The 25,916-nt window shown below is 45.7% G+C and carries 26 protein-coding genes; 1 reads left to right on the forward strand and 25 read right to left on the reverse strand.

Annotated features, from left to right (window positions below):
- Positions 1 to 3: 3 nt before the first annotated feature.
- The 20 genes from L3V31_RS19550 to trmJ all read right to left on the reverse strand — a co-directional run bounded on the left by L3V31_RS19550 (position 4) and on the right by trmJ (position 18,729).
- Entirely contained in the window at positions 4 to 228 is a 225-nt protein-coding gene (locus tag L3V31_RS19550; protein WP_237318552.1) for a zinc ribbon domain-containing protein, read from the reverse strand.
- A gap of 303 nt (positions 229 to 531) precedes the next feature.
- Complete coding sequence (locus L3V31_RS19555; RefSeq protein WP_237318553.1) at positions 532 to 1,404, reverse strand: alanyl-tRNA editing protein; 873 nt, start codon at positions 1,402 to 1,404, stop codon at positions 532 to 534.
- A 66-nt stretch (positions 1,405 to 1,470) separates the two neighbouring features.
- The gene (gene der / locus L3V31_RS19560) at positions 1,471 to 2,967 is read right to left on the reverse strand and encodes a ribosome biogenesis GTPase Der (protein ID WP_237318555.1); all 1,497 of its coding nucleotides are present in this window, start codon (positions 2,965 to 2,967) and stop codon (positions 1,471 to 1,473) included.
- 180 nt (positions 2,968 to 3,147) lie between these two features.
- The gene (bamB, locus tag L3V31_RS19565) at positions 3,148 to 4,308 is read right to left on the reverse strand and encodes an outer membrane protein assembly factor BamB (protein ID WP_237318557.1); all 1,161 of its coding nucleotides are present in this window, start codon (positions 4,306 to 4,308) and stop codon (positions 3,148 to 3,150) included.
- A 12-nt stretch (positions 4,309 to 4,320) separates the two neighbouring features.
- A complete protein-coding gene (locus tag L3V31_RS19570; protein ID WP_237318559.1) occupies positions 4,321 to 4,935 on the reverse strand; it encodes a YfgM family protein in 615 nt (204 codons plus the stop codon).
- Positions 4,936 to 5,059: 124 nt separating this feature from the next.
- Positions 5,060 to 6,328: a histidine--tRNA ligase gene (gene hisS / locus L3V31_RS19575; RefSeq protein WP_237318561.1), complete on the reverse strand. Its 1,269-nt coding sequence runs from the start codon at positions 6,326 to 6,328 to the stop codon at positions 5,060 to 5,062.
- A 26-nt stretch (positions 6,329 to 6,354) separates the two neighbouring features.
- Entirely contained in the window at positions 6,355 to 7,473 is a 1,119-nt protein-coding gene (gene ispG, locus L3V31_RS19580) for a flavodoxin-dependent (E)-4-hydroxy-3-methylbut-2-enyl-diphosphate synthase (RefSeq protein WP_237318563.1), read from the reverse strand.
- Positions 7,474 to 7,479: 6 nt separating this feature from the next.
- The gene (gene rodZ / locus L3V31_RS19585) at positions 7,480 to 8,436 is read right to left on the reverse strand and encodes a cytoskeleton protein RodZ (protein WP_237318565.1); all 957 of its coding nucleotides are present in this window, start codon (positions 8,434 to 8,436) and stop codon (positions 7,480 to 7,482) included.
- Positions 8,437 to 8,951: 515 nt separating this feature from the next.
- Positions 8,952 to 10,079: a bifunctional tRNA (adenosine(37)-C2)-methyltransferase TrmG/ribosomal RNA large subunit methyltransferase RlmN gene (locus tag L3V31_RS19590; protein ID WP_014230938.1), complete on the reverse strand. Its 1,128-nt coding sequence runs from the start codon at positions 10,077 to 10,079 to the stop codon at positions 8,952 to 8,954.
- Positions 10,080 to 10,298: 219 nt separating this feature from the next.
- Positions 10,299 to 10,724, reverse strand: a complete 426-nt coding sequence (ndk, locus tag L3V31_RS19595) for a nucleoside-diphosphate kinase (protein WP_014230937.1) — start codon at positions 10,722 to 10,724, stop codon at positions 10,299 to 10,301.
- Between the two features lie 87 nt (positions 10,725 to 10,811).
- The gene (gene pepB, locus L3V31_RS19600; RefSeq protein WP_237318566.1) at positions 10,812 to 12,110 is read right to left on the reverse strand and encodes an aminopeptidase PepB; all 1,299 of its coding nucleotides are present in this window, start codon (positions 12,108 to 12,110) and stop codon (positions 10,812 to 10,814) included.
- A 171-nt stretch (positions 12,111 to 12,281) separates the two neighbouring features.
- Positions 12,282 to 12,476 (reverse strand): Fe-S cluster assembly protein IscX, encoded by a 195-nt coding sequence (iscX, locus tag L3V31_RS19605; protein WP_005391546.1) that lies wholly within the window; start codon positions 12,474 to 12,476, stop codon positions 12,282 to 12,284.
- Positions 12,477 to 12,518: 42 nt separating this feature from the next.
- The gene (gene fdx / locus L3V31_RS19610; RefSeq protein ID WP_237318568.1) at positions 12,519 to 12,857 is read right to left on the reverse strand and encodes an ISC system 2Fe-2S type ferredoxin; all 339 of its coding nucleotides are present in this window, start codon (positions 12,855 to 12,857) and stop codon (positions 12,519 to 12,521) included.
- A gap of 13 nt (positions 12,858 to 12,870) precedes the next feature.
- Positions 12,871 to 14,724, reverse strand: coding sequence for a Fe-S protein assembly chaperone HscA (hscA, locus tag L3V31_RS19615; RefSeq protein WP_237318570.1), 1,854 nt, complete (start codon positions 14,722 to 14,724; stop codon positions 12,871 to 12,873).
- Positions 14,725 to 14,745: 21 nt separating this feature from the next.
- On the reverse strand, positions 14,746 to 15,261 hold the full coding sequence (gene hscB, locus L3V31_RS19620; RefSeq protein WP_237318571.1) for a co-chaperone HscB: 516 nt from the start codon (positions 15,259 to 15,261) through the stop codon (positions 14,746 to 14,748).
- A gap of 55 nt (positions 15,262 to 15,316) precedes the next feature.
- Positions 15,317 to 15,643: an iron-sulfur cluster assembly protein IscA gene (gene iscA / locus L3V31_RS19625; RefSeq protein WP_237318574.1), complete on the reverse strand. Its 327-nt coding sequence runs from the start codon at positions 15,641 to 15,643 to the stop codon at positions 15,317 to 15,319.
- A 71-nt stretch (positions 15,644 to 15,714) separates the two neighbouring features.
- Complete coding sequence (gene iscU / locus L3V31_RS19630; protein WP_005381718.1) at positions 15,715 to 16,098, reverse strand: Fe-S cluster assembly scaffold IscU; 384 nt, start codon at positions 16,096 to 16,098, stop codon at positions 15,715 to 15,717.
- A 36-nt stretch (positions 16,099 to 16,134) separates the two neighbouring features.
- Positions 16,135 to 17,349: an IscS subfamily cysteine desulfurase gene (locus L3V31_RS19635; RefSeq protein ID WP_237318576.1), complete on the reverse strand. Its 1,215-nt coding sequence runs from the start codon at positions 17,347 to 17,349 to the stop codon at positions 16,135 to 16,137.
- A gap of 28 nt (positions 17,350 to 17,377) precedes the next feature.
- Positions 17,378 to 17,884 carry a Fe-S cluster assembly transcriptional regulator IscR gene (iscR, locus tag L3V31_RS19640; protein ID WP_237318577.1) on the reverse strand — a complete coding sequence of 169 codons (507 nt, stop codon included), beginning with the start codon at positions 17,882 to 17,884 and terminating at the stop codon, positions 17,378 to 17,380.
- A gap of 125 nt (positions 17,885 to 18,009) precedes the next feature.
- A complete protein-coding gene (gene trmJ / locus L3V31_RS19645; protein ID WP_237318578.1) occupies positions 18,010 to 18,729 on the reverse strand; it encodes a tRNA (cytosine(32)/uridine(32)-2'-O)-methyltransferase TrmJ in 720 nt (239 codons plus the stop codon).
- Between the two features lie 233 nt (positions 18,730 to 18,962).
- Between trmJ and suhB the strand changes: the two genes are divergently transcribed.
- Entirely contained in the window at positions 18,963 to 19,766 is an 804-nt protein-coding gene (gene suhB / locus L3V31_RS19650) for an inositol-1-monophosphatase (RefSeq protein ID WP_237318580.1), read from the forward strand.
- A gap of 176 nt (positions 19,767 to 19,942) precedes the next feature.
- Here the strand turns inward: suhB and secF are convergent, their stop codons facing one another.
- The 5 genes from secF to queA form a co-directional block, all read right to left on the reverse strand.
- Positions 19,943 to 20,890: a protein translocase subunit SecF gene (gene secF, locus L3V31_RS19655; protein WP_237318583.1), complete on the reverse strand. Its 948-nt coding sequence runs from the start codon at positions 20,888 to 20,890 to the stop codon at positions 19,943 to 19,945.
- A gap of 14 nt (positions 20,891 to 20,904) precedes the next feature.
- Entirely contained in the window at positions 20,905 to 22,761 is a 1,857-nt protein-coding gene (gene secD, locus L3V31_RS19660; protein WP_346014868.1) for a protein translocase subunit SecD, read from the reverse strand.
- 21 nt (positions 22,762 to 22,782) lie between these two features.
- Positions 22,783 to 23,112, reverse strand: coding sequence for a preprotein translocase subunit YajC (yajC, locus tag L3V31_RS19665; protein ID WP_237318587.1), 330 nt, complete (start codon positions 23,110 to 23,112; stop codon positions 22,783 to 22,785).
- Positions 23,113 to 23,277: 165 nt separating this feature from the next.
- Positions 23,278 to 24,411 carry a tRNA guanosine(34) transglycosylase Tgt gene (gene tgt, locus L3V31_RS19670; RefSeq protein ID WP_020333638.1) on the reverse strand — a complete coding sequence of 378 codons (1,134 nt, stop codon included), beginning with the start codon at positions 24,409 to 24,411 and terminating at the stop codon, positions 23,278 to 23,280.
- Positions 24,412 to 24,632: 221 nt separating this feature from the next.
- Positions 24,633 to 25,685 (reverse strand): tRNA preQ1(34) S-adenosylmethionine ribosyltransferase-isomerase QueA, encoded by a 1,053-nt coding sequence (queA, locus tag L3V31_RS19675; protein ID WP_237318588.1) that lies wholly within the window; start codon positions 25,683 to 25,685, stop codon positions 24,633 to 24,635.
- Positions 25,686 to 25,916: the final 231 nt, after the last annotated feature.

Here is a 25,916-nt window from a genome sequence, read left to right on the forward strand (position 1 = left end):
ACGTTAGTCAATCTTTTGAAACTCAAATCGAACTCGAGATTTTGATTTGAGTTCATTACAGGTATTACAGAAGTAATTCGCCGCCCCACAAGCCTGAAGTTTTTCCAGTTCAGCGTCACATTCGGGACAAAACCCTACCTTTTTGAAATCTGAGTCACACTGGTTACAGTGATACTGACCCGTCCACTCTAATTCAACGTCACAAGTCGGACAAATGTTCTGCTGCATAAGCTTTTACCTTACTCATTTCTTGATTCCATTATTCAAAAATTGCCACGCTAAACATTGATCGCCGTCACTGCTTTTGAGAAATCAGATTGATGCGTCATTCGTTCGGACATATAAAGATCTTACTCTGATCATCGGATATTACCCATTTGATCAGCGATCACCCCCTAAAAGAATATTTATATAACCACACACCGAAAGCATAAGTTACATATTCTGCATTTCAATTTAAATCAGACATAAACTCCAACGGAAAAGTTTAAAAAACAACTTATCAGGATTTTATAAAAAGATCTAATTATCTTAAAACACTTTTACTTCGGTGTGCATTTCAATGGTTTGTGGGCCACATTCTATTAAGGTTACTTGTATTGAACCAAACTCATTTAAGTGTTCAGCATGCGTGCCACCACAAGGGATCACAGCGATTTCACCCTCTCCCAGATCGCACTTCCAATAGCGAGAATCGGTAAGATTATCACCATGACACTCAATAATGATCGTCGCTGCGCGCTGGAGCCATTCAGACAACTGAACATTGACTTTATGTTCTATGTCACTAAGGTCCAACAGCATATCTGCGCTGTTTAACCCTCTTTTTCGGAGTGTTTTACCTAAACGATACGTATCCACGCACTTGTCCGGCGTAACAAAGCTTGTCTCCTGAGCATAGCTGTTAAAGTCATAATGACCATGAGGGTCTTTACGGTCGGCGTCTTTACGCCAATAACCATCGGCCAGAACTTTATTTAATGCTAAGTAAGCGAGATGTCCGGCGCTATGACCACGACTAAGAGAGAGTTGATAGGGTTTATCCACTTGCAACGAGACCATCATACCCGGTTCAAGTAACTCTACTCTTGGTAGCACATGCACGACAACAAACATCCAGCCTGCTGTATCTCGTTTTACTGGAATTGCAGTTCCAACATATAGTGTGTTTGTGGCTTGCTCTATCGCACCAACCTGACAGTCAAGAACCGTGAACAACGCTCCGTTTATTTCAATCGAGCCTTTATCAGCAGGGTGATCTGGCCAAATGTGGCTAACGGGATGAAAAGGGGTGGTCTCGGTCACCAGATAACTCACATCACCGTTATGTTCGATGAGTTGTACAGGGGATTCTAGCTGCCATGTCTGATGACAGAAGCGAATTTTAGTCGCAGTAATCGTCATATGTGTTGTTCTGTGTTTTGAAGATAAAAAAATACCCAAGTAAAACTTGGGTATTTTTGAACTCGATTATTTATTACGGTTTTTAACCGCAGACATCATGCGCTTTCGCTTACGTTCCTGAGAAATCGTAAGTTTGTTGGTACGGTTCTCAAACGGGTTCTCACTGTTCTGGAAGTTAATACGGATTGGTGTACCCATGATTTCCAGAGACTTGCGGAAATAGTTCATTAGATAGCGCTTGTACGAATCTGGTAGCTCACGAACCATATTACCGTGAATGACGACGATTGGTGGGTTATAACCACCTGCGTGTGCGTATTTCAGCTTAATTCGGCGACCACGAACCATAGGTGGTTGGTGATCATCAACGGCCATCTTCATGATACGAGTGAGCACTGAAGTACCTACACGTGTCGTTGCAGACTTGTATGCTTCCTGAATTGACTCAAACAAGTGGCCAACTCCGGTACCATGCAATGCTGAGATAAAGTGAATTCGAGCGAAGTCGACAAAGCCCAGACGACGGTCTAGCTCTTTCTTCACGTTCTCTTTCACATCGTTATCCAGACCATCCCACTTGTTTACAGCAAGTACGATAGAGCGACCAGCGTTCAGAGCAAAACCGAGCAGACTCAAGTCTTGATCAGAAATGTTCTCACGAGCATCGATAACGAGTAGAACCACGTTTGCATCTTCTACAGCCTTCAACGTTTTAACCACTGAGAATTTCTCAACAGTTTCATTGATACGGCCACGGCGACGTACGCCTGCTGTATCAATAAGTACGTACTCACGACCATCACGTTCCATTGGGATGTAGATAGAATCACGTGTGGTACCAGGCATATCGTAAACAACGACACGCTCTTCACCCAGAATACGGTTGGTCAACGTTGATTTACCAACGTTTGGACGGCCAATGATTGCAAGTTTGATTGGCTGCTCTTGCAAACGTTGAAACTCTTGTTCCGCTTCTTCTTCGCTGTACTCTTCTTCGAGGATCTCCGCATCTTCAAATTCAGTCAGATCTTCAATCTCACCTTCTTCAGACTCACTGGTCAGCAAGTCATCAAAGAATGGCGCCAGAGCACGCTCAAGAAGTGCAGTCACGCCACGGCCATGAGCAGCAGCAATCTGGTACATGTCATCGACACCCAACTGCCAGAAATCGGCACAAGCAGCATCGGCATCAATACCGTCAATTTTGTTTACTACCAGCATTGCTGGCTTTTCAATTTTACGTAGGTGCGCCGCAATCGCTTCATCAGAAGACGTAAGACCAGCACGACCGTCAACAAGGAATAGCACTACGTCAGCTTCATCAATGGCCGCTAACGACTGCTCGGCCATCTTTGTTTCAACGCCTTCTTCCGTACCATCAATACCACCGGTATCAATGACGATAAAATCATGCTCTTCATCAAGTTTAGCTTGGCCATATTTACGGTCTCGCGTCAGGCCAGGAAAGTCCGCAACCAAAGCGTCACGAGTGCGTGTCAATCGGTTAAATAGTGTAGATTTACCTACATTCGGACGCCCTACTAGGGCCACAACAGGTACCATAACAACCTCTACAATAATCTTTCTTCTGTAGTTATAGGTAACGACTTGCCCAATGCCAAATCAAACCAGGTTTTACCTATAACCACGTCAAGAATAACTGTTAATAAATAATAATTTCAAACAACAAAACGGCTCCTAACTGTCACCAGCCAGGAGCCGAATGTGAATTATATCACGATATTATTCGTTAATGGTTAGTTTCTTTACATCGCCGTTGCGAGTAGTAAGGACATAACCATCAGACAGCAATGTTGGACCAACAGCAAAACCACTGTCATCAATATATTGCTGCGCTACGAATTCACCGGTTGAGCGATCCATCCAATGCAGGTAACCCAATGTGTCACCTACAACCAGATAGTTGCCTATCACAATTGGAGCCGTCAGTTGACGGTGCTCTAGCAAGCTGTTTTCCCACAACTCAGTGCCACTTCGTGCATCAACGGCGAAAACATGATCTTTTTCAGTGATGACAAACAGACGGCTACCATCCGTTGCCATATCATTCGCCGATGAGTAGTTACGCTTCCAAATCGGGTTAGCAGAGCGCAAGTCAACCGCAATTAGCTGACCATTAAAACCGATGGTGAAAAGAGTGCCACCAAGTACAATTGGCGACGCGTCAACGTCAACCAAACGGTCGATTTCCGTTGCACCTTTTGGCGTACCAACTGGTTGTTGCCAAATAAGCTGACCACGTTCAACAATCGCCGCTGCCAGTCGGCCATTTGCCGTACCCCAGAAAACACCGCCACCAATAGCCACTGGTGTGCTATCACCGCGTAAAGTCAGGTTAGGAACTTCAGTGCTCAATGCCCAGCGTTGCTCACCAGTGCTTTCGTTGAGAGCAACAAGCATGCCTCGGCTGGTATTAATGATGATCAAACCAGAGTCAGCAACCGGCTTCGCCAGTACTTCTCCGCCAACCTTAACACGCCAGTTTACTTCGCCAGTTTCTTGGGAAAGTGCAATGACATCACCGTTGTCAGAACCTATGTATAGGCTTCCGTAAGCAGCTGTGATACCTCCAGATAGACGAGCAACAACACTCTCTTCTAGATCAACTTCCCATAACGGCTTGCCGTTTTCTGGATTCAGCGCTTTGACAACACCGTCACGACTTGCAACAAATAGAGTACCGTTGGCATAAACTGGAGACAGTTTAGAGAAGTAATGACCGACGCCATCACCGACTGAGGTGCTCCACTCAGTATGAGTCGTAAACTCACTATCGACTTGAGGTAGCGGCGCCATAACAATGGTATCTTCTTCGCTCGCACAACCCGCGAGGATTCCCATCGTTAACGCCCCTAACAAGGCTTTTTTAAAGACTCTTTTCATCCAATGCGGTCCTTACTTCGCCAGATCGTCCAATTTCATTTGTAGCGTTGGGCTTACATCCGTCGCCTGCTGTGCTTCGGTGTAAGCAGCATACGCGGCATCTTTGTCGCCTTGACGAAGAGCGATATCACCACGAAGCTCCGCGATACGACCATTCCATGCGGCATCGGTTACTTTGCTTAGTTCAGACGTTGCTGCATCAAAGTTACCCAGTTCCGCTTCAATACGAGCGATGCGGTAACTGATAAGTGGTGACAATGCTGCATCTTTAGTGCTGCTTTGAGCCCATTTTAGTTGCTCAAGTGCAGCAGAAAGATCTTGTGCTTCCACTTGTGATTTCGCGAGTTGCAGAGCGGCTAATACTGAATATTCTTTTACTTTGCTTGAATCGATGAAAGCTTGAACTTCAGTCTGTGCATCAACACCTTTTTCCTGTAATGCATTAATCGCTGTCGTGTAGTTCTGTGAAGCTGCTTCACTCGCCTGAATCACTGAATCCTGGTAGTAACGCCAACCAAATAAACCACCTAGACCAACAACTGCACCGATGATGACGGCTTTGCCGTTCTCTTTCCACCAGTCTTTAATTGCTTCAACTTGTTGTTCTTCAGTATCGTAAAGTTCCACTTCCTGTCCTCTTAAAACATGTAAATGGCAGCAAAGATGCCATTGTTCCCATCTCGTTTAAAGGCTCCACATTTGGGAGCCTCAAAGAACGAACCAGGATAAAATTACTAGCTTACTAAAAGACTTAAATCAGTGCTGCGATCTTTTCAGCAACTTCTGCTTGGTTGTAAGTGTGTTGCTCACCACCAGCCAAGTCTTTCAATACTACGGTGTTATCCGCAACTTCGTTCTCACCCAGAACCAATGCTACAACAGCACCGACTTTATCTGCGCGTTTAAACTGTTTCTTGAAGTTACCGCCACCAAAGTGACTCATCACACGTACGCCAGGTACCTCTTCACGAAGCTGCTCGGCAAGTTTCATCCCTGCCATCATAGTACCTTCGCCCGCGGTCACAACGTATACGTCAACGCTACGACGTACTTCAGTTAACTCTAGCGTTTCCAGCATAAGTACTAGACGCTCAAGGCCCATAGCAAAACCAACTGCTGGTGTTGCTTTACCGCCTAGCTGTTCAACTAGACCGTCATAACGACCCCCACCACATACTGTACCTTGTGCACCTAAGCTTTCAGTAATCCACTCGAAAACAGTACGGTTGTAGTAGTCCAGACCACGAACAAGACGTTCGTTAACTGTGTATTCGATGCCTGCAGCATCAAGAAGTTCACACAGACCTGCAAAATGTTGCTTAGATTCTTCGTCTAAGTGTTCAGAAAGACGAGGAGCGTCACCTAAAATAGCCTGAACATCAGGGTTTTTAGTGTCAAGAACACGCAGAGGGTTAGTGTGCATACGACGCTTACAGTCTTCATCCAAAACATCCATATGCTGTTCTAGGAAGGCAATCAGAGCTTCACGGTAGTTAGCACGCGCTTCTAGTGAACCAATTGAGTTTAGCTCAAGGCGAACGTGCTTATCGATACCCAGTTCACGCCATAGACGCGCCGTCATCATGATAAGTTCTGCATCAACGTCAGGGCCATTTAAGCCAAATACTTCCACGCCACATTGGTGGAATTGACGGTAACGACCTTTTTGAGGACGCTCGTGACGGAACATTGGGCCCATGTACCAAACGCGTTGTTCTTGGTTGTACAGTAGACCGTTTTCGATCCCTGCACGTACACAACCTGCAGTACCTTCCGGACGAAGCGTCAGGCTATCGCCGTTACGATCTTCAAACGTGTACATTTCTTTTTCAACGACGTCAGTCACTTCACCAATTGCGCGACTAAATAAATGTGTCATCTCAACGATTGGCATGCGCATTTCGTTATAGCCGTATGCGCTAATTACACTTTTCACTGTGCTTTCTAACTTTTGCCACAGTGGTGATTGAGTTGGGAGGCAGTCGTTCATGCCTCGAATTGCTTGAATTGTTTTTGCCACAATACTTACCGTAATTCTCGTTGAGATTAATCTTGTACTTTTACTTCGATGCGACTATTGCTGTCCATCATAGACGCTTTCGCACGAATCTTAGCTTCTAGCTGATCCACAAGGTCGTTGTTATCAAAGCGCTCTTTCTGGCGTTTACCATCTTCATAGAACGCACTCTTCTTGTTACTACCAGCCAAGCCTAAATGAGAAACTTCTGCTTCACCCGGACCATTGACTACACAACCGATAATCGATACATCCATCGGGGTGATGATGTCTTCCAAACGCTCTTCAAGTGCATTGACGGTCCCGATAACATCAAATTCCTGACGAGAACAGCTTGGACACGCAATGAAGTTAATTCCGCGTGAACGAATGCGTAGGGACTTCAGAATATCGAAACCAACTTTGATCTCTTCAACGGGATCTGCAGCAAGAGAGATACGCAAAGTATCACCGATACCTTCAGCCAGAAGCATGCCCAAGCCTACAGAAGACTTCACTGCACCAGCACGCGCTCCACCCGCTTCGGTAATACCCAAGTGTAGGGGCTGGTCAATTTTCTTCGCTAAAAGACGGTATGAATCTACCGCAAGGAAAACATCAGAGGCTTTCACGCTCACTTTGAATTGATCAAAGTTAAGGCGATCAAGGTGATCCACATGACGCATTGCCGACTCAACCAACGCTTCTGGGGTTGGTTCACCGTACTTCAATTGCAGATCTTTTTCTAAAGAACCGCCGTTAACGCCAATACGGATTGGAATGTTTTTGTCACGGGCACAGTCAACTACCGAGCGAATACGCTCCTCGTTGCCGATGTTGCCTGGGTTAATACGCAGACAGTCAACACCGTACTCTGCCACTTTAAGCGCAATACGATAATCAAAGTGAATATCGGCGACCAACGGAACAGAGACTTGCTGTTTGATCAGTTTAAAGGCTTCAGCAGCATCCATCGTAGGTACAGAAACACGTACGATGTCTGCGCCCACTTTTTCTAGTGCTCGGATTTGTGCGACTGTCGCTTCTACGTCAGTCGTGCGAGTGTTGGTCATTGACTGTACAGCAATTGGCGCACCATCACCAATTGGCACATCACCCACATAAATACGCGTCGATTTACGACGTATAATTGGAGATTCGTGTTGCATAATTTTTTATAACGGTAAAGTGAATCTAGCGACTTTGCCTGAAGTATACCCAGAAAGGTCGACAGGTTCACTCGCAAATGTCATTGTAACCCCTTCCGGCGCGCCCAATATCACTTTAAATGGTGCTTTTCCGGTAAGTTCTACATCCTGGCCTGGTTTATGGGTGCCACTTACCAACGTTTTGCCGTTAGTATCTTTCACCTGAATCCAGCAATCTGCTTTGAATGTCATAGTGAGAAGGGTCATCCCTTCCGGCACGGTGATCGCTGGCTCTTCAACAACCGAAGCTTCTTCAATCACTGGAACCGGCTCTGCGACGTCTGTGTTTGCTAGCTCTTCACTAATCGTTGCGAGTGCCTCTGTTGATTCTACAGTGCTTAGCGCTTCGTCTGGTGCTACAGACTGCTCTGTTGAAGCGGTTATATCTACTGGCTCGCTTGCGATTAACTCGTCGGCACTCATTTGGTCAATATCAGCTAACTCTTTTGCGCTCGGTACTGGCGCTTCAACACTGGAATCTGTCACAACCTGAGTCAGACTATTATCCTGTTGGTTTTGCCACCACCAGGCAGCAGAGATCCCGGTAATCACTATCGCGATAACCCAGGTCAGAAACATAATACGGCTGTTGTGCTTTTCATGCTTTGTTTTGCGAGAAAAGCTCTGCATTTCGATTTCTTGATCTTTCGGTTGGATATCGGTGGTTTGCTCTAATGCCGTTAACACCACTTTTTCATCAAGACCAACCACTTTGGCATACGAGCGCAAGTAACCACGAGTAAACGTCGCCACTTGTTGGGATTCAAATCGATTATTCTCAATATCTTCAATAACAGAAACGCGAAGTCTCAGGCGATCAGCAACTTGCTTTTGTGTCATTCCTAAAGATTCGCGTTTGTTTTTCAATAGTGTGCCCGCTTCAATAGAAAGCGGTACTTCATTCGTGTTTTCGTGTTCTGTCATAATGATGGTTTTTAGTCTGTTTTAGTGGCTAACACGGTTATTGATTTTCGTTGTTTTTCTTAAGACCCACTTAAAGAAAGCTAGGCTAATCGTGTTAACCAAAGTAATAATTTTAAGAAATTCTCTGAGCTTTGAAGGTGAATACTCGTCTCGCAGATATCAGCGAAACGTATGAGAGAACAAGCTGAGATTTCCCGATGCTGTCATAAATGTTATACAACATGATAAGACAATGTATAACAAAGACAAAAACTCTTTCCACTCAAACTAACAGATTGCTCAAGCTTTTGTCCAAACTTTGACACTGTAATTGGAAATTATACGCAATTCCACTCTAAGCTCAGGGTTATGATGCGAAACAACCTTCATTAACCGCCTCAGCATCGTGATTTTTACGTCGCCAATACAGGTGATAAAATATGCATCACCTGACATGACAGCCATTTGCTTATAGCAATCTCTCTAAACAAAATAGCCAGAGCAAGAGGCTCTGGCTATTTTAAAATTCACACAGCTTATACAGCTTTGACTTCAATTGTATCCGCGCCACGTGCCGCTTTTAACGCAGCGGTACGCTTGGTGCGGTCAATAACATCACCAACAAGCTGACCACATGCCGCATCGATATCGTCACCACGAGTCTTACGAATAGTAACTGTATGCTCATACTGCATCAGAGTCTTTTGGAAGCGGTCAATACGAGAGTTGCTTGGCTTCTTATACGGTGAACCTGGGTACGGGTTAAACGGAATCAAGTTGATCTTACATGGCGTGTCTTTCATCAGTTCAGCTAGCTCACGCGCGTGGTCCATGTCGTCATTGACATGATCAAGCAACACGTATTCTACCGTCACTTTGCCACGGTTCGCGTTAGATGAAGCAATGTAACGACGCACAGATGCTAAGAAATCTTGAATATCCCAACGATCGTTGATTGGCATAATTTCACTGCGCAACTTATCGTTCGGTGCATGAAGAGAGATTGCCAATGCAACATCAATTTTACCTGTCATCTGATCAAGACCAGACACAACACCCGAAGTTGATACCGTCACACGGCGCTTAGATAAACCAAAGCCTAAGTCATCCAGCATGATCTCCAACGCAGGGATTAGGTTCTTCATGTTCAGAAGAGGCTCGCCCATGCCCATCATTACCACGTTGGTAATTGGGCGACGTCCAGTTTCCTTCTCAAGGCCGACTTCACGCGCAGCACGCCACACCTGACCAATGATTTCAGACACTTTAAGGTTACGGTTAAAGCCTTGTTGAGCCGTTGAACAGAACTTACATTCTAGTGCACAACCAACCTGAGAAGACACACACAATGTTGCGCGATCGTCTTCAGGGATGTAAACCGTTTCTACGTCCTGATCGCCAACCTTCATAGCCCATTTAATCGTGCCATCAGAAGAGTGTTGCGCTTCAGCTACAGTTGGTGCTTTGATTTCACACTTGTGCTGCAGTTTTTCACGTAGTTTCTTGTTGATGTTCGTCATGTTGTCGAAGTCATCAACACCGAAATGGTAGATCCACTTCATAACCTGATCAGCACGAAACGCTTTCTCGCCTAGTTCTTCCGCGAAAAATTGACGCATGCCTTTGCGATCAAAGTCGAGTAGATTAATTTTTTCAGTAGTCATGTTGCCTCTCAATGACTGAAACAAGAATAAGGGCGCGAATTGTACAGCCTTTATGCAGCTACAACAAGGGGTCTAAAACCCTGACTTTGCTAAGGCATTAAAATCACTCTGATTAAATTTTAGACAACCCTCTCATGACGGTAGACCGGCTTTGACAAACTAAAAAGCCTCGGACTTTTCCGAGGCTTACTATCGTTACGAGCACATGTTAATTCAAGATTAACGCGGGCAGATCTCTGACTCAGGGAAGAAGAACTCAATCTCACGAGCCGCTGACTCTGGGCTATCAGAGCCATGTACTGAATTGTGGCGCATGCTTAGTGCGTAATCACAACGAAGTGTACCTGCTGCCGCTTCTTCTGGGTTGGTTTTCCCCATCAGTTCACGGTAACGTGCAATCGCATTCTCGCCTTCTAGGACCTGAACCATAATAGGACCAGAGGTCATAAACTCTTTTAGAGGAGGGAAAAACTCTTTGCCTTCGTGTTCTGCGTAAAAACCGCTCGCCTGCTCTTCAGTCAGGTGAACCATTTTTGCCGCCACAATACGCAGACCTGCTTTTTCAATGCGATTGTAGATTTCACCGATTAGATTTCGTTCCACAGCATCAGGCTTAACAATTGAAAACGTTCTTTCTAGAGCCATAAAGTTTCCTTTTTGTACTTGTAATAATAGTTTTATATCAAAGTGACTGATTAATGCGGCATCAGGAAGCCAAATGCCGCACTTTAATTACTTGTCGGCTTGCTCGTTAAGAAAGCGAGCAAGAGTGCGAACCCCCATACCAGTTGCACCTGCAGCCCATTTTTCAGAAGCTGATTTGCGGTACGTACCCGCACAGTCAAAGTGTAACCAGCCTTTCTTGTAATCTTCAACAAAGTAAGACAAGAATGCAGCGGCTGTACTTGCGCCTGGAGAGTAATCACCGGAGCTAATGTTTGATAGATCCGCAAAGTTTGATGGCAACATGCCACGGTGGAAATCAGCAAGAGGCAGTGGCCATAAGCCTTCTTTCTCTTGGTTTGCCGCTGTCAGAGCTTGATGAGAAAGCTCATCATCGAAACTCATTAGCGCGTGGTAATCGTTGCCCAGTGCGTTTTTCGCTGCGCCAGTCAATGTTGCACAGTCAATAATAAGCTCAGGCTTCTGTTCACTGGCGTAGATTAGACCGTCAGCCAACACCAAACGACCTTCGGCATCAGTATTCATGATCTCAACGGTTTTACCGTTTTTGTAGGTAATGATGTCACCCAGTTTAAGCGCACGACCTGACACCATGTTTTCCGCACAGCAAAGGATCAGTTTGACACGTTTATTCAAACCACGCTGAATAGCTAAGCCCAAACCGCCAGTGATCGTACCGGAGCCACCCATGTCCGCTTTCATTGCGCTCATAAATGCAGAAGGCTTTAGGCTATAGCCGCCTGAATCAAAAGTAATGCCTTTACCGACCAAACACGCGAATACAGGTGCATTCTCATCACCGGTTGGGTTGTAGTCCAATTGCAGCATTGCTGATGTGCGCTCGGAGCCACGACCGACAGCGTAGATACCCTCCCAGCCTTCCGACAGCAGATCTTTATCTTTAACAATACGTGCGGTTACTGTGCCTTCAGGTGCAACAGATTTGATGAATTCCGCTGCCATCGTTGCAAGTTGACGAGGCGCAACCTCTTCTGCCGTTTTGTTGATGATATCGCGTGTGAAGTTGGTAGCGGTAATACGCGCCTGAAGCTCAGATTGATCTTCTTCTGATAGAGCAACCCACTCAAGAGAACCGTGTTTTTTCGGGTTACGGTAGCCTTGATGGAAAGCCCAGATACTCTCTAGATCCCAATTGTCACCAGAAAGTAGTATGGAATGAATTCCCTGGCCATCTAGCTGACGAGCTGCGCGCTGAATTGCACCAAGATCATGACCTTCACCCAAGTGTATGGTTGCTCCAGCCTCGGCAAATGAGAGCAGGGCCTTTTCACCCCAATGTGGGGCTGCAGAATCTTGGCTTAAAAATACAGACATCTGTGTAGACATGGTTTCTCCTTGTCTTATAACGGCGTTGCCTACGCCGCTTATTTTTAGTAACTCACGGATGTTAGCATTATGTAGGGCAAAAATGTCAAAATGATAAAAAAACGGACCTAACGGTCCGCTTTTTTTAGTAAAAATTGTTAACTCGGCTGCGTTTTACCGCCGAATTGAGCATTAGTCCGCTTCATCCATCCAGCACATAATAACGGCTTCGAGGATTTTTTCGTTGCAATGGTTTGGGTCATCCTCAAACTCATCCAACTCCATGATCCATTGATGAAGATCGGTAAAACGTACGGTTTGTGGATCAACATCTGGAAACTTGTCACAAAGCTCAATCGCGATATCGCGAGAATCTGTCCATTTCATGCTCATTTTCCTTTTTCTTTCCCTTGTACTTGGGGGATAGTTTTAGTGATCTTCTGACGCGTGGTTTAGCGTGTATTTCGGAATCTCAACAACCAAATCTTCATCCGCGATTCTCGCCTGACAACCAAGGCGAGACTCAGGCTCAAGACCCCATGCTTTATCTAGCATGTCATCTTCTAGCTCCTCGCTCTCTTCAAGAGAATCAAAACCTTCACGAATGATCACGTGGCAAGTGGTACAAGCACAGGATTTTTCACATGCGTGTTCAATACCGATACCATTCTTCAACGCTACGTCCAGAACAGTTTCACCAGTATCAGCTTCCAGCACGGCGCCTTCTGGGCACAAATCTTCGTGTGGTAATACAATAATCTTAGGCATAACTACTTATCTCTTATATATCGTCTACTGATTGACCTGACAACGCAGCTCGAATCGATTTATCCATACGACGCGATGCAAAGTTTTGGCTCGCTTTATCGGTATCTTTAATGCCCTGCTCAATGGCATCAGCATTCTCACCATTGCGCAGCTCAATCAGTGCTTCAATGGCGTTTACTAGATCTTGTTTCTCTTGCTCTGATAGTAGTTCATCACCATCAGCTTGCATTGCAGCGATCAAACCTTCAATGACTCGGTCTGCTTCTACGCGCTGTTCTGCTAAGGCACGGGCTTGCATGTCTTCTTTCGCATGACTCATTGAGTCTCGCAACATGTTGGCCACTTCAGTATCACTCAAACCGTATGAAGGCTTCACTTGAATTTCAGATTGCACGCCTGTGCTCTTTTCCATCGCTGTAACAGAAAGCAAGCCATCCGCATCCACTTGGTAGGTTACACGAATGTGTGCCGCGCCTGCCGCCATTGGTGGAATACCTTTGAGCGAGAAACGAGCCAGAGAACGGCAGTCATCCACCATTTCACGTTCACCTTGCACAATATGCACGCTCATGGCCGTTTGACCATCTTTGAACGTGGTAAATTCTTGCGCACGAGCAACAGGAATTGTGGTGTTGCGAGGAATGATTTTTTCCACCAAGCCACCCATGGTTTCAATGCCCAGCGACAGAGGAATGACGTCCAGCAGCAACATTTCAGAATCTGGCTTATTACCGGCCAAAATATCCGCTTGGATACCTGCGCCAATTGCGACGACTTCATCTGGGTTAATGCTTGTCAACGGTGTGCGACCGAAGAATTCACCAACCATTTCACGCACTAACAGAGTACGTGTTGAGCCGCCAACCATCACTACTTCAAGCACTTCTTCCGCGCCTACATCTGCGTCTTTTAACGCACGGCGGCAAGACATCAGTGTTTTCTTCACAAGAGGACGGATTAACTCTTCAAACTGCTCACGCGTTACAGTGCCTTTCCAACCGAATACGTCAACGTCTACGCTGTCTTGCTCGGAAAATGCAATTTTCGTTGCGGTTGCGATGTTCAATAATGTGCGGTTTTTCTCTGCAGAAAGAGGGGCTTCAAGACCCGCTTGTTCCATCAGAAAGTCGGCAAACAAATGGTCAAAGTCATCACCACCTAGCGCTGAATCACCGCCGGTTGCCAGTACTTCAAATACGCCTTTAGAAAGGCGCAGGATAGAGATATCAAATGTACCGCCACCTAAGTCGTACACTGCAATCACGCCTTCCTGACGTGAGTCCAGACCATAAGCAATTGCCGCTGCAGTTGGTTCGTTAAGAAGACGAAGTACATGCAACCCCGCTAACTTCGCTGCATCTTTTGTACCCGCGCGCTGCGCATCGTCAAAGTATGCTGGCACTGTGATCACCACGCCAGCCAGCTCACCGCCTAATGATTCTTCAGCACGTTGACCCAGCACTTTTAGAATATCAGCAGAGACTTCAATCGGGTTTTTATCACCTTGAGCAGTTTGTAAAACTGGTAGACCGTTATCGCTCTCTTTAAACTGGTAAGGTAACGATGGGTAACGAGATTGGATGTCTTTCAGAGAACGACCGATTAAACGTTTTACTGAGATAATGGTATTTTCAGGTTCGAACTCTGCTTTTTCTTTTGCATCATCACCCACGACGGTTGCTTCTGCCGAGTAGTTCACCACCGATGGCAGAATGCTACGACCCTGTTTATCTTGTAAAGTCGTGGTATCGCCACTGCGCACGGTAGCAACTAATGAGTTGGTCGTGCCTAAGTCGATACCTGCTGCTAACTTATGCTCATGAGGTGCCGAGCTTTGGCCCGGTTCTGCGATTTGAAGTAGTGCCATTATAGATCCTTGTCACACTAACTAGCTGAGGAGTCGCTCTTCAGCCAGCTCAATTTCGTTCTTTAGTTTGGCAACGAATTTCAGTTTGCGAACTCGGTCTGCGGCTTCTGCCCAAAGACCGTCATTAAGCTCTTGCTCAACGCTTGCCAAATGCTGTTTGTACATTTTGCTGACCTTAGAATCGAAGTCAAAAAGCGCCGATTCTGGATCAGAGCTGCCAGCAATGTCTTCCAGTTCTTCACGCAGTTCCATTTGCTCCATTAAGAACATAGGATCTTGCATGGTTTGTTGTTCACCACGAATTTCAATACCCTGCTCGGCCAAAATGTACTCCGCTCGGGAGATTGGGTTTTTCAGGATTTGATACGCATCGTTAATTTGCGCGGCTTTTTGCACTGCCATCAAGCGATCACGCTCAGACGCAATGGCAAAGTTATCCGGGTGGAAACGTTTTTGTAGTTCTCGGAACTGAGAAGAAAGAAGGCTACCATCCAGCTTAAACTGACTTGGTAGCCCAAATAATTCAAAGTGATTCATTAAGTTCGGGTCCTAGTAAAGCCTTCCGGACTCGTTTGCCCAGAAGGACAATCAATTAGACGTTGAAGCTTTCACCACAACCACATTCACTTTTCGCGTTAGGGTTGTTGAACTCAAAACCTTCATTCAACCCTTCTTTCACGTAATCCAATTCGGTGCCATCTAAGTACACTAAGCTTTTTTTGTCGATGATGATTTTCACCCCTGACAGGTCAAATACTTCATCTTCTTGATCATTAAGCTCGTCAACAAACTCAAGCACGTACGCCATACCGGAACAACCAGTCGTCTTCACTCCAAGACGTAAACCGATACCTTTGCCTCGGTTATCCAAGAATGCTTTTACGCGACTTGCCGCTGTTTCTGTCATTGTGATGGCCATACTGCACCTTAGTCTGTCTAAATTACGATTGGAATGGGAGCGTTAAAGACTCCCATTATATTACGGAATAATTATTCTTGGTGTTTTTTCTTGTAGTCTGCAACCGCTGCTTTGATTGCATCTTCAGCAAGAATTGAACAGTGAACTTTCACTGGTGGAAGTTCTAGCTCTTCTGCAATCTCAGAGTTTTTGATTGCTGCTGCTTCATCAACAGACTTACCTTTAACCCATTCAGTTACGAGTGAGCTTGATGCGATTGCACTACCACAACCGTATGTTTTGAACTTCGCATCTTCAATGATACCTTCTGGTGTCACTTTGATTTGCAGCTTCATCACATCACCACAAGCTGGAGCGCCAACCATGCCGCTACCTACTGATGGGTCTTCTTTGTCAAATGAACCGACGTTACGTGGGTTCTCGTAGTGATCAATTACTTTTTCGCTGTATGCCATGATAAATTACCTCGAATCCTCTATCTATCCCTGAGATTAATGGTGAGCCCATTCAACAGTGCTCAGATCAATCCCTTCTTTGTACATATCCCATAGAGGAGACATGTCGCGTAGCTTAGTCACTGCAACGCGGATCTGTTCAATTGCGTAATCAACTTCTTCTTCCGTCGTGAAACGACCGAATGAGAAACGAACCGAGCTGTGAGCCAATTCGTCATCCATGCCTAGGGCACGTAGAACGTAAGAAGGCTCTAGACTCGCAGAAGTACAAGCACTACCAGAAGATACCGCTAGATCTTTCAGCGACATCAGTAGTGATTCACCTTCTACGAAAGCAAAACTGATGTTTAGGTTGTGTGGTACGCGTTGCTCAAAATCACCGTTAACCGTTACTGCCTCAAGGTCTTTCACACCATTGTAAAGACGGTTGCGAAGCGCAAGAGCGTGATCATAGTCTTTCTGCATCTCTTCTTTTGCGATGCGGAAAGCTTCACCCATACCAACAATTTGATGGGTCGCTAGTGTACCAGAGCGGAAACCACGCTCGTGACCACCACCGTGCATTTGCGCTTCAAGGCGAATACGTGGCTTACGACGTACGTAAAGCGCACCAATACCTTTAGGGCCGTAAATTTTGTGTGCCGATAGTGAAATCAAATCAACCTTCATTTCTTGAACGTCGATTGTCACCTTACCAGCAGATTGGGCCGCATCTACGTGGAATACGATTTTGCGCTCACGACATAGCTCACCAATGGTTGCAATGTCTTGAATCACGCCGATTTCGTTGTTCACGTGCATGATAGAAACAAGCACAGTGTCATCACGCATTGCTGCTTTAAGTTTTTCTAGATCGATCAGGCCGTTTGATTCTGGCTCTAGGTAAGTCACTTCAAACCCTTCTCGCTCTAGTTGGCGACATGGGTCAAGCACCGCTTTGTGCTCTGTTTTACAAGTGATTACGTGCTTACCCTTTTTAGAGTAAAAGTGAGCTGCACCTTTGATTGCAAGGTTGTCAGACTCAGTCGCACCTGATGTGAATACGATTTCGCGTGGATCTGCATTTAGAAGGTCAGCAATTTGCTCACGAGCAGTATCCACTGCTTCTTCTGCCTGCCAGCCGTAACGGTGCGAGCGAGACGCTGGGTTGCCAAATGTGCCATCCATAGTCATGTACTGAACCATTTTTTCAGCAACACGTGGATCAACTGGACATGTAGCGGAATAATCAAGATAAATCGGCAGTTTCATTCTCTACTCCAATGTAAAAAGCTGACCGCTAAGAGCGGACGTTGATACCGATGGGCGCGGTGGTTGTATTTTTGTTGGTAAGCCCATTAGTCACCGCCAGATCAATGTCCTGACGATCAGAAATTTCTAGTACTTCGTTGTCTTTCATCAACTCACCGAGGGTGATGTTATTCAAGAAGTCGCTGATACGAGAGCTTAAGTCACGCCAAAGGGTATGAGTTAAGCAACGAGTACCGCCTTGGCAGTCTCCTTTACCTTGGCATTTCGTTGCATCGACTGACTCATCCACAGCCGCAATCACAGTACCAATTGCGATGTCATTAGCGTCGGTACCAAGTCGATAACCACCACCAGGACCGCGAACACTGGCAACAAGGCCCGCTTTACGCAATTTCGAAAACAGCTGCTCTAAGTACGACAGCGAGATCCCCTGACGTTCTGAAATATCAGCAAGAGGTACTGGGTTTTGTTGCGAATGCAGTGCCACATCCAGCATGGCTGTCACCGCATATCTTCCTTTAGATGTAAGTTTCATACCACACCGTATCCACATGGTTTGTAATGATTATGATTTTTCCATACCCGAGTATTTTAGTCAAGTATTTATCTGACCAATTTACTCAGGTATTTATCCTCACATTAAAGGTGGCTATTTTTTACTTAGCGTTTCTTCTCTATCGAGGTCAAAATGCCTCGAAGAATATTAAGCTCTTGAGCTTCAGGTCGAGCTCGAGTGAACAAACGACGCAGTTTATTCATCACCTGCCCCGGCTGTTCTTTACTAATAAACTGGGTTTCCACGATGACCTTTTCAAGGTGCTCAAAGAACATTTCTAATTCTTTATGACGTGGGTATTCCTCTTGCTCAGCTGCTGAAAACTGACTTTTTTCCAGGTTAAGGTGAGCAACACGAACTTCATAGCCGAGGGTTTGCACTGCCATTGCTAAGTTCAAGGAGCTGTATTCCGGATTAGCGGGAATGCAAACATGATAGTGACATTTCTGTAACTCTTCGTTGGTCAAGCCAGTTCTCTCACGCCCAAATACCAGCGCTACTGGGTGCTTTTGACCTTCAACAGCGAACTTCTCACCACACTCACGCGGCTCCAGCATTGGCCACTCTAGAGTACGTGAACGAGCACTTGAACCAACGACCAGTCCACAATCCAGAACGGCGTCATCCAGCGAGCTAACAATCGTAGCATTTTGAGCAATATCACCTGCTCCGGCCGCTAACGCCAACGCCTGTTCATCCACTTCACACTGTGGATCAACCAATACAAGTTGGCTTAACCCCATGACTTTCATTGCACGGGCTGCAGAGCCAATATTGCCTGAATGAGAGGTACCTACGAGTACGATTTTTACTTGATCCAACATCTATGTTTGCTACCTAATTAAAAACCGCAGGATATTAACATAATTTTTTAACACACCCTAGGGCGAAGCCGTGCCCTATTCGCATTCTCGTTAATTGATGTCGTATACCAAACAATAACCAGTCTTCCCTCCTCTACTTTTTAGAGTAAAAAATAACCACTTCCTTTTTCGTTTATCTTTGGTATACTCGCCGCCGCTTTTATTCGTTCTTTAACATCCGTTGGGAAATTCGTATGCATCCAATGCTAAACATTGCTATTCGCGCTGCGCGAAAGGCAGGCAATCATATTGCTAAATCATTAGAAAACACAGATAAAGTAGAATCTACACTTAAAGGCAATAATGACTTTGTCACTAACGTAGACAAAGAAGCAGAATACATCATCATCGATACTATCAAGCAGTCTTACCCAGAGCACTGTATCGTTGCTGAAGAACAAGGTCTTATCGAAGGTAAAGATAAAGACGTACAATGGATCATCGACCCACTGGATGGCACTAATAACTTTGTAAAAGGTTACCCACACTTCGCTGTTTCTATTGCAGTTCGTATCAAAGGCAAAACTGAAGTTGCTTGTGTATACGATCCAATGCAAAACGAGCTATTCACTGCTCAACGTGGTGCTGGTGCACAGCTTAACAGCGCACGTATCCGTGTTACTCCGCTTAAAGACCTTCAAGGTACTGTTTTAGCAACTGGTTTCCCATTCAAGCAGAAGCAACACTCTGAGTCTTTCATCAAGATCGTTGGCTCTCTATTCACTGAGTGTGCTGACTTCCGTCGTAGTGGCTCTGCTGCGCTTGACCTATGTTACATGGCTGCAGGCCGTGTTGATGGTTACTTTGAGCTAGGTCTAAAACCTTGGGATATGGCGGCTGGTGAGCTTATTGCTCGTGAAGCTGGTGCTATCCTAACAGACTTCTCTGGCGGTACTGACTACATGAAGTCTGGCAACATTGTTGCTTCTAGCGCTCGTGGCGTAAAATCTATCCTTAAGCACATTCGCGAAAACGGTAACAGCGCGATCCTTAAGTAACAGATTTTAAAGTCATTCTAGCCCTTTTTAATAGCCCTACTCTCTGAGTGGGGCTTTTTTATATCTGAATATCACTAGCTAGGATTGAGTATCTAAAAACCTCCTCGGTAGTTTTTTTAGGCACAAAAAAACCGCTGAACACTCAGCGGTTTTTCGTATTAGGTTCTCAATCTGCTTTATGGCATCTCGTCGAACTCTGCACCTTCTTTTTCTACTTGAGGTGGCATTAAGTGCTCTTTCTGGATACCCAGTTTTAGCGCTAGTGCTGATGCAACGTAGATAGAAGAGTAAGTACCTACCGTGATACCAAGTAGCAATGCGGTTGCGAAGCCGTGAATCATAGCACCACCCTGAGCAAACAGCGCAATGACTACGAATAACGTCGTACCCGAAGTAATCAATGTACGGCTCAACGTCTGAGTAATTGAAGCGTCCATGATGTCTGCGGGTTCACCTTTACGCATTTTGCGGAAGTTCTCACGGATACGGTCAAATACAACGATGGTATCGTTGAGCGAGTAACCGACAACCGTGAGTAGTGCTGCAACGATAGTCAGGTCAACTTCAATCTGCATGAACGAGAACACACCAAGCGTAATAATGATGTCGTGCGCCAGTGCTAATACTGCACCCGCTGCTAGACGCCATTCAAATCGCATTGATACGTAGAGCAGAATACAGATCAACGACACAAGTATCGCTAGACCACCAGCCTCTGTTAGCTCATCACCAACGTTTGGACCTACGAACTCAATTCGGCGCATCTCTACGCTTTCACCCGTACCATCTTTGATTGCACCAATGATTTGGTTACCCAGCGTTTCACCAGATACATCATCACGAGGACGAAGACGAACCATCACATCGCGTGCGCTACCAAAGTTCTGTACCGTCGCGTCGCCGAAGCCTTGAGCATCCAGAGCCGTACGGATTTTTTCCAGATTAGCTGGCTTTTCAAAACCAACTTCAATCAACGTACCGCCTGTGAAGTCCAGACCCCAGTTCAGCCATTTGGTTGACAACGTGAAGATAGAAGCAGCAATCATAAAGATTGAGAAAATGAAGGCTACTTTCGACCAACGCATAAAGCCGATCGTCTTCTCTGCTTTTAGAATTTGAAACATATTAATTCCCAGCCTTAGATCGACAGTTTATCAACGCGTTTGCCACCATACAGAAGGTTCACGATACAACGTGTACCAATGATAGCGGTGAACATTGAAGTTAAGATACCGATAGATAGCGTTACCGCGAAACCTTTCACTGCACCTGTACCGACTGCAAACAAGATGATCGCAGTAATAAGTGTCGTGATATTCGCATCGGCAATTGTACTGAACGCGTTCGCGTAACCTTGGTGAATCGCTTGCTGCGGATTGCGGCCATCGCGAATTTCTTCCCGGATACGTTCAAAGATCAGTACGTTCGCATCAACGGCCATACCAACGGTTAACACGATACCGGCGATACCCGGCAGCGTCATGGTTGCACCCGGAATCATCGACATTACACCGATAATCAGCACCAAGTTTGCCATCAGTGCAATGTTAGCAATCAGACCAAAACCACGGTAGTAAAGCAGAGTAAAGAGCATTACTGCGACCATACCCCAAATACACGCCTGAATACCCATATCGATGTTTTGCTGACCCATTGATGGACCAATGGTACGCTCTTCAACGATAGAAATAGGTGCAATTAGAGCACCAGCACGGAGTAGTAGCGCAAGGTTGTGAGCTTCTGCAGCAGAGTCGATACCGGTAATACGGAAGTTACGACCAAGGGCAGACTGAATCGTCGCCTGGTTAATCACTTCTTCGTGCTTAGTCAGGATAACTTTGCCTTCCGGCGTCTTACGACCGCTGTCTTTGTACTCAGCAAACACGGTAGCCATCAGCTTACCGATGTTCTTCTTCGAGAACGCAGACATCTTGTTACCACCTTCACTGTCTAGCGAGATGTTAACTTGAGGACGACCATATTCATCAACACTTGAGCTTGCATCCGTGATGCTTGAGCCACCTAAGATAACGCGCTTTTTCAATACAACAGGACGACCGTCGCGATCTTGCTTGATTTCGCTGCCAGCAGGTGCACGACCATTCGCTGCCGCCGATAGATCCGCTTTATCATCAACTTCGCGGAATTCCAGTGTTGCTGTCGCACCCAGGATTTCTTTCGCACGAGCGGTATCCTGAACACCAGGAAGCTCAACCACGATACGGCTTGCACCTTGACGTTGAACAAGTGGCTCCGCAACACCGAGTTCGTTTACACGGTTACGTAGAATAGTAATGTTTTGTTCTACTGCGTAGTTACGAATCTCTTGTAGGCGTTGTTCAGTGAACCTAGCAACAAGTGCAAAGCGACCATTAGAATCAGAATCGACAAAATTCATGTCTGGGTGATTCTTTTCTAATGTACTTTTCGCTTCAGCCAATTGCTCTTCATTACGAAGTAGTACTTCCACCGCTTCTTTACCAGAAGGGCGAATAGCGCGGTAGCGGATCTTGGCATCACGAAGTTCGCTTCGGAAAGCTTCTTCTTGCTGACCAACCAGCTTTTCCATGGCTGCATCCATATCCACTTCCATCAAGAAGTGAACACCACCACGTAGATCAAGACCAAGTTTCATTGGCGTTGCGCCAATAGACTCAAGCCAGTCAGGGGTAGAAGGTGCTAGGTTCAACGCAACGATAGTGTCGCGACCTAAAGCTTCGTTAATAATATCGCGGGCACTAATCTGAGTATCAGTGTCGGTAAAACGGACAAGAATTGATCCATTCTCTAGAGCAATGGATTTATGAGAAAGTTGCTCTTTATCAAGAGCAGTAGTGACAGCATCCAGCGTTGACATATCTACAGAGGCGCCACGCGCCCCTGTAACTTGAATAGCCGGATCTTCACCGTAGATATTTGGAAGTGCGTATAGTGCGGCTGCGATGATCGCAAAAAGCACCATTAAGTACTTCCATAATGGGTAACGGTTTAGCACAGCGAGGACCCTTTAGCTGTTTTATAGAGACTTAAGCGTACCTTTAGGCAACACTGCAGTTACGAAGTCTTTTTTGATTACAACTTCATTGTTCGCATTAAGCTCGATTGAAATGAAATCATTGTCTTCAGCGATCTTAGTAATTTTACCTACTAGACCACCGCTTGTTAGGACTTCGTCACCTTTGCCCATTGAAGCCATTAGGTTCTTGTGCTCTTTTACGCGCTTACTTTGTGGGCGGTAAATCATGAAGTAAAAGATCACTGCGAACATGCCAAGCATGATTAGCATTTCAAAACCGCCGCCTGCTGGTGCGCCTTCTGCTGCTGCGTGAGCCTGAGAAATAAACATTAAAACATCCTCATTATATTATATTGATAATCCAACAAATTGGGCTTTCGCAGTTAAGATTCAAGTCTGAAAGTGACTAATAGAGATCACTCTCTCAAAAATAACGTGCGTTAGCCTACTTTATTAGCAAAAGCCTCTGGCAACATGCCAAAGGCTTTAATTCTTTTAAGCTTTGCTTAGTGGTGGAACTTCACGGTCACGACGAGCGTAAAATTCTTCAACGAACTCATCGAAACGATCTTCGTCAATCGCCTTACGAATACTTTCCATCAAGCGCTGGTAGTAGCGCAGGTTGTGAATGGTATTCAGACGTGCACCCAGAATTTCATTACAACGCTCTAGGTGGTGAAGATACGACTTGCTGTAATTTTGACAAGTGTAACAGTCACAGTGCGGATCCAGCGGTGTTGTATCCGTTTTATGTTTCGCATTACGGATCTTGATCACACCACCAGTCACAAATAGGTGACCATTACGCGCATTACGCGTTGGCATTACACAGTCAAACATGTCGATACCGCGGCGTACACCTTCTACTAAATCTTCTGGTTTGCCAACACCCATTAAGTAACGAGGTTTGTCTTCTGGCAGTTGTGGGCACGTATGCTCAAGAATACGATGCATGTCTTCTTTAGGCTCACCTACTGCAAGACCACCAACCGCGTAACCGTCAAAACCGATCTCTGTTAGGCCTTTAACTGACACATCACGCAGGTCTTCGTAAACACCACCCTGAACGATACCAAATAGGTTGTTCGGGTTTTCTAGCTTATCGAAGTGGTCACGAGAGCGTTGTGCCCAACGTAGCGACATTTCCATCGATTTCTTCGCTTCATCGTGTGTTGCTGGGTATGGCGTACACTCATCGAAGATCATAACGATGTCAGAACCTAGGTCTTTTTGGATTTCCATCGACTTTTCAGCGTCCATGAAAATCTTGTCACCGTTCACTGGATTGCGGAAATGCACGCCTTGCTCAGTGATGGTACGCATTTTACCTAGGCTGAAAACCTGGAAACCGCCTGAATCGGTAAGAATAGGACCATGCCAGTTCATGAAGTCGTGCAAGTCACCATGCATTTTCATCACTTCTTGACCAGGACGTAGCCACAGGTGGAATGTGTTACCTAGCAGGATTTCTGCGCCCGTACCTTTTACTTCTTCCGGTGTCATACCTTTAACAGTACCGTAGGTACCTACTGGCATAAACGCTGGAGTTTGCACAGTGCCACGTTCGAAAGTCAATTGACCACGACGTGCAGTGCCGTTTTTCTTCTTAAGATCGAATTTTAATTTCACGATGCCTCCGGGTGTCAGAGAAACAGTCTGACGATATTTTCGGGTTAATCCCCATTAAGGAGCGGTCGCCTTTCCTTGCGAGAGATAAAGCAGACATTCTGTTTTATTTCCTAGCTTACTGCTAGCACTCGTAAATTGCGTTATCTTCTTCATTGCAAGAGACTCCCCAAGACGCTCTTTGCTCACTTAAGGGCGTAAAAATCTGGAGTCTCTATTAAAAACTATGCAGTTTTCTTCTTGATGAACATTGAGTCACCGTATGAGAAAAAACGGTATTTGTTTTCTACCGCATGATGATAGGCATTCATGGTGTTGTCATAGCCTGCAAATGCACTCACCAACATGATCAACGTTGATTCTGGCAGGTGGAAGTTAGTGATCAGACAATCCACCAGCTGGTATTCGTAACCTGGGTAGATAAAGATCTCAGTATCACCAAAGAACGGAACCAGTTCCGTCCCCTTCTTCAGTGCATCTTGCGCCGCACTCTCTAGCGAGCGAACTGAAGTTGTCCCCACTGCGATGATGCGGCCGCCACGAGCCTTAGTTGCATGAATAGCATCCACCACTTCTTGCGGTACTTCTACATACTCAGCATGCATGTGGTGATCATTGATATTGTCGACTTTAACTGGCTGGAACGTGCCCGCACCAACGTGCAGTGTCACATACGCAAACTCCGCGCCTTTTGCTTTGATATTCTCTAGTAGAACATCATCAAAGTGAAGGCCAGCAGTCGGGGCAGCTACTGCACCCGGTTTTTGGTTGTATACTGTTTGGTAGCGTTCTTTATCTGCGTCTTCATCTGGGCGGTCGATGTACGGTGGAAGTGGCATATGACCGATTTCTTCCAGAATCTCCAGAACCGTCTTATCAGAGTTAAATTTCAGCTCAAACAGTGCGTCATGTCGAGCCACCATTTCAGCGGCGTATTCATCGTTCTCGCCGACAATAATGGTTGTGCCTGGTTTCGGTGACTTTGAGCAGCGAACATGCGCTAAGATGCTCTTTTCATCCAGCATACGCTCCACCAGCACCTCTAGCTTGCCGCCAGACTCTTTGCGGCCAAACATACGTGCAGGAATAACACGTGTATTATTGAAAACCACTAGGTCGCCTGGTTGAACTTGCTCCAGCACATCGGTAAATGTGCCATCAACAATCTCACCAGTATTGCCGTCCATTTGCAGTAGTCGGCTAGCTGTACGCTCCGGCTGAGGGTAGCGAGCGATAAGTTCATCTGGAAGGTCGAAATGGAAATCTGATACTTGCATGTTACTTGTCTTATATATTGGTCAAATCACGTCTAAGACGACGATAAAATTGCGACGAGTTTTTCGCAGCAGACTAGTATATGTTTAGATGCTGCAATAGCAAGTTAATCCCCAGAATATCGCTGTAAAAGCTGCCATAAAGAGTGTAATAAACAGTTAAATTGGCATGTTTGCAGGCAATAAAAAAGCAGCGACCTTCGCTGCTTTTCGAATTTAGGTTTGATTAACAAG

The sequence above is a fragment of the Vibrio sp. J1-1 genome, assembly GCF_021728395.1.
Classification (GTDB): domain Bacteria; phylum Pseudomonadota; class Gammaproteobacteria; order Enterobacterales; family Vibrionaceae; genus Vibrio.

What these genes read in the sequence shown, in the direction of transcription:
- iscU (WP_005381718.1), bottom strand. Translation starts at nt 16,098, where the DNA reads ATGGCATACAGCGAAAAAGTAATTGATCACTACGAGAACCCACGTAAC.
- queA (WP_237318588.1), bottom strand. Translation starts at nt 25,685, where the DNA reads ATGCAAGTATCAGATTTCCATTTCGACCTTCCAGATGAACTTATCGCT.
- L3V31_RS19635 (WP_237318576.1), bottom strand. Translation starts at nt 17,349, where the DNA reads ATGAAACTGCCGATTTATCTTGATTATTCCGCTACATGTCCAGTTGAT.
- der (WP_237318555.1), bottom strand. Translation starts at nt 2,967, where the DNA reads ATGGTACCTGTTGTGGCCCTAGTAGGGCGTCCGAATGTAGGTAAATCT.
- yajC (WP_237318587.1), bottom strand. Translation starts at nt 23,112, where the DNA reads ATGTTTATTTCTCAGGCTCACGCAGCAGCAGAAGGCGCACCAGCAGGC.
- L3V31_RS19590 (WP_014230938.1), bottom strand. Translation starts at nt 10,079, where the DNA reads ATGACTACTGAAAAAATTAATCTACTCGACTTTGATCGCAAAGGCATG.
- ispG (WP_237318563.1), bottom strand. Translation starts at nt 7,473, where the DNA reads ATGCAACACGAATCTCCAATTATACGTCGTAAATCGACGCGTATTTAT.
- trmJ (WP_237318578.1), bottom strand. Translation starts at nt 18,729, where the DNA reads ATGTTGGATCAAGTAAAAATCGTACTCGTAGGTACCTCTCATTCAGGC.
- iscX (WP_005391546.1), bottom strand. Translation starts at nt 12,476, where the DNA reads ATGAAATGGACAGATTCTCGCGATATCGCGATTGAGCTTTGTGACAAG.
- iscA (WP_237318574.1), bottom strand. Translation starts at nt 15,643, where the DNA reads ATGGCCATCACAATGACAGAAACAGCGGCAAGTCGCGTAAAAGCATTC.
- bamB (WP_237318557.1), bottom strand. Translation starts at nt 4,308, where the DNA reads ATGAAAAGAGTCTTTAAAAAAGCCTTGTTAGGGGCGTTAACGATGGGA.
- fdx (WP_237318568.1), bottom strand. Translation starts at nt 12,857, where the DNA reads ATGCCTAAGATTATTGTATTACCACACGAAGATTTGTGCCCAGAAGGC.
- suhB (WP_237318580.1), top strand. Translation starts at nt 18,963, where the DNA reads ATGCATCCAATGCTAAACATTGCTATTCGCGCTGCGCGAAAGGCAGGC.
- rodZ (WP_237318565.1), bottom strand. Translation starts at nt 8,436, where the DNA reads ATGACAGAACACGAAAACACGAATGAAGTACCGCTTTCTATTGAAGCG.
- L3V31_RS19555 (WP_237318553.1), bottom strand. Translation starts at nt 1,404, where the DNA reads ATGACGATTACTGCGACTAAAATTCGCTTCTGTCATCAGACATGGCAG.
- iscR (WP_237318577.1), bottom strand. Translation starts at nt 17,884, where the DNA reads ATGAAACTTACATCTAAAGGAAGATATGCGGTGACAGCCATGCTGGAT.
- ndk (WP_014230937.1), bottom strand. Translation starts at nt 10,724, where the DNA reads ATGGCTCTAGAAAGAACGTTTTCAATTGTTAAGCCTGATGCTGTGGAA.
- pepB (WP_237318566.1), bottom strand. Translation starts at nt 12,110, where the DNA reads ATGTCTACACAGATGTCTGTATTTTTAAGCCAAGATTCTGCAGCCCCA.
- hscA (WP_237318570.1), bottom strand. Translation starts at nt 14,724, where the DNA reads ATGGCACTACTTCAAATCGCAGAACCGGGCCAAAGCTCGGCACCTCAT.
- L3V31_RS19550 (WP_237318552.1), bottom strand. Translation starts at nt 228, where the DNA reads ATGCAGCAGAACATTTGTCCGACTTGTGACGTTGAATTAGAGTGGACG.
- secF (WP_237318583.1), bottom strand. Translation starts at nt 20,890, where the DNA reads ATGTTTCAAATTCTAAAAGCAGAGAAGACGATCGGCTTTATGCGTTGG.
- hscB (WP_237318571.1), bottom strand. Translation starts at nt 15,261, where the DNA reads ATGAATCACTTTGAATTATTTGGGCTACCAAGTCAGTTTAAGCTGGAT.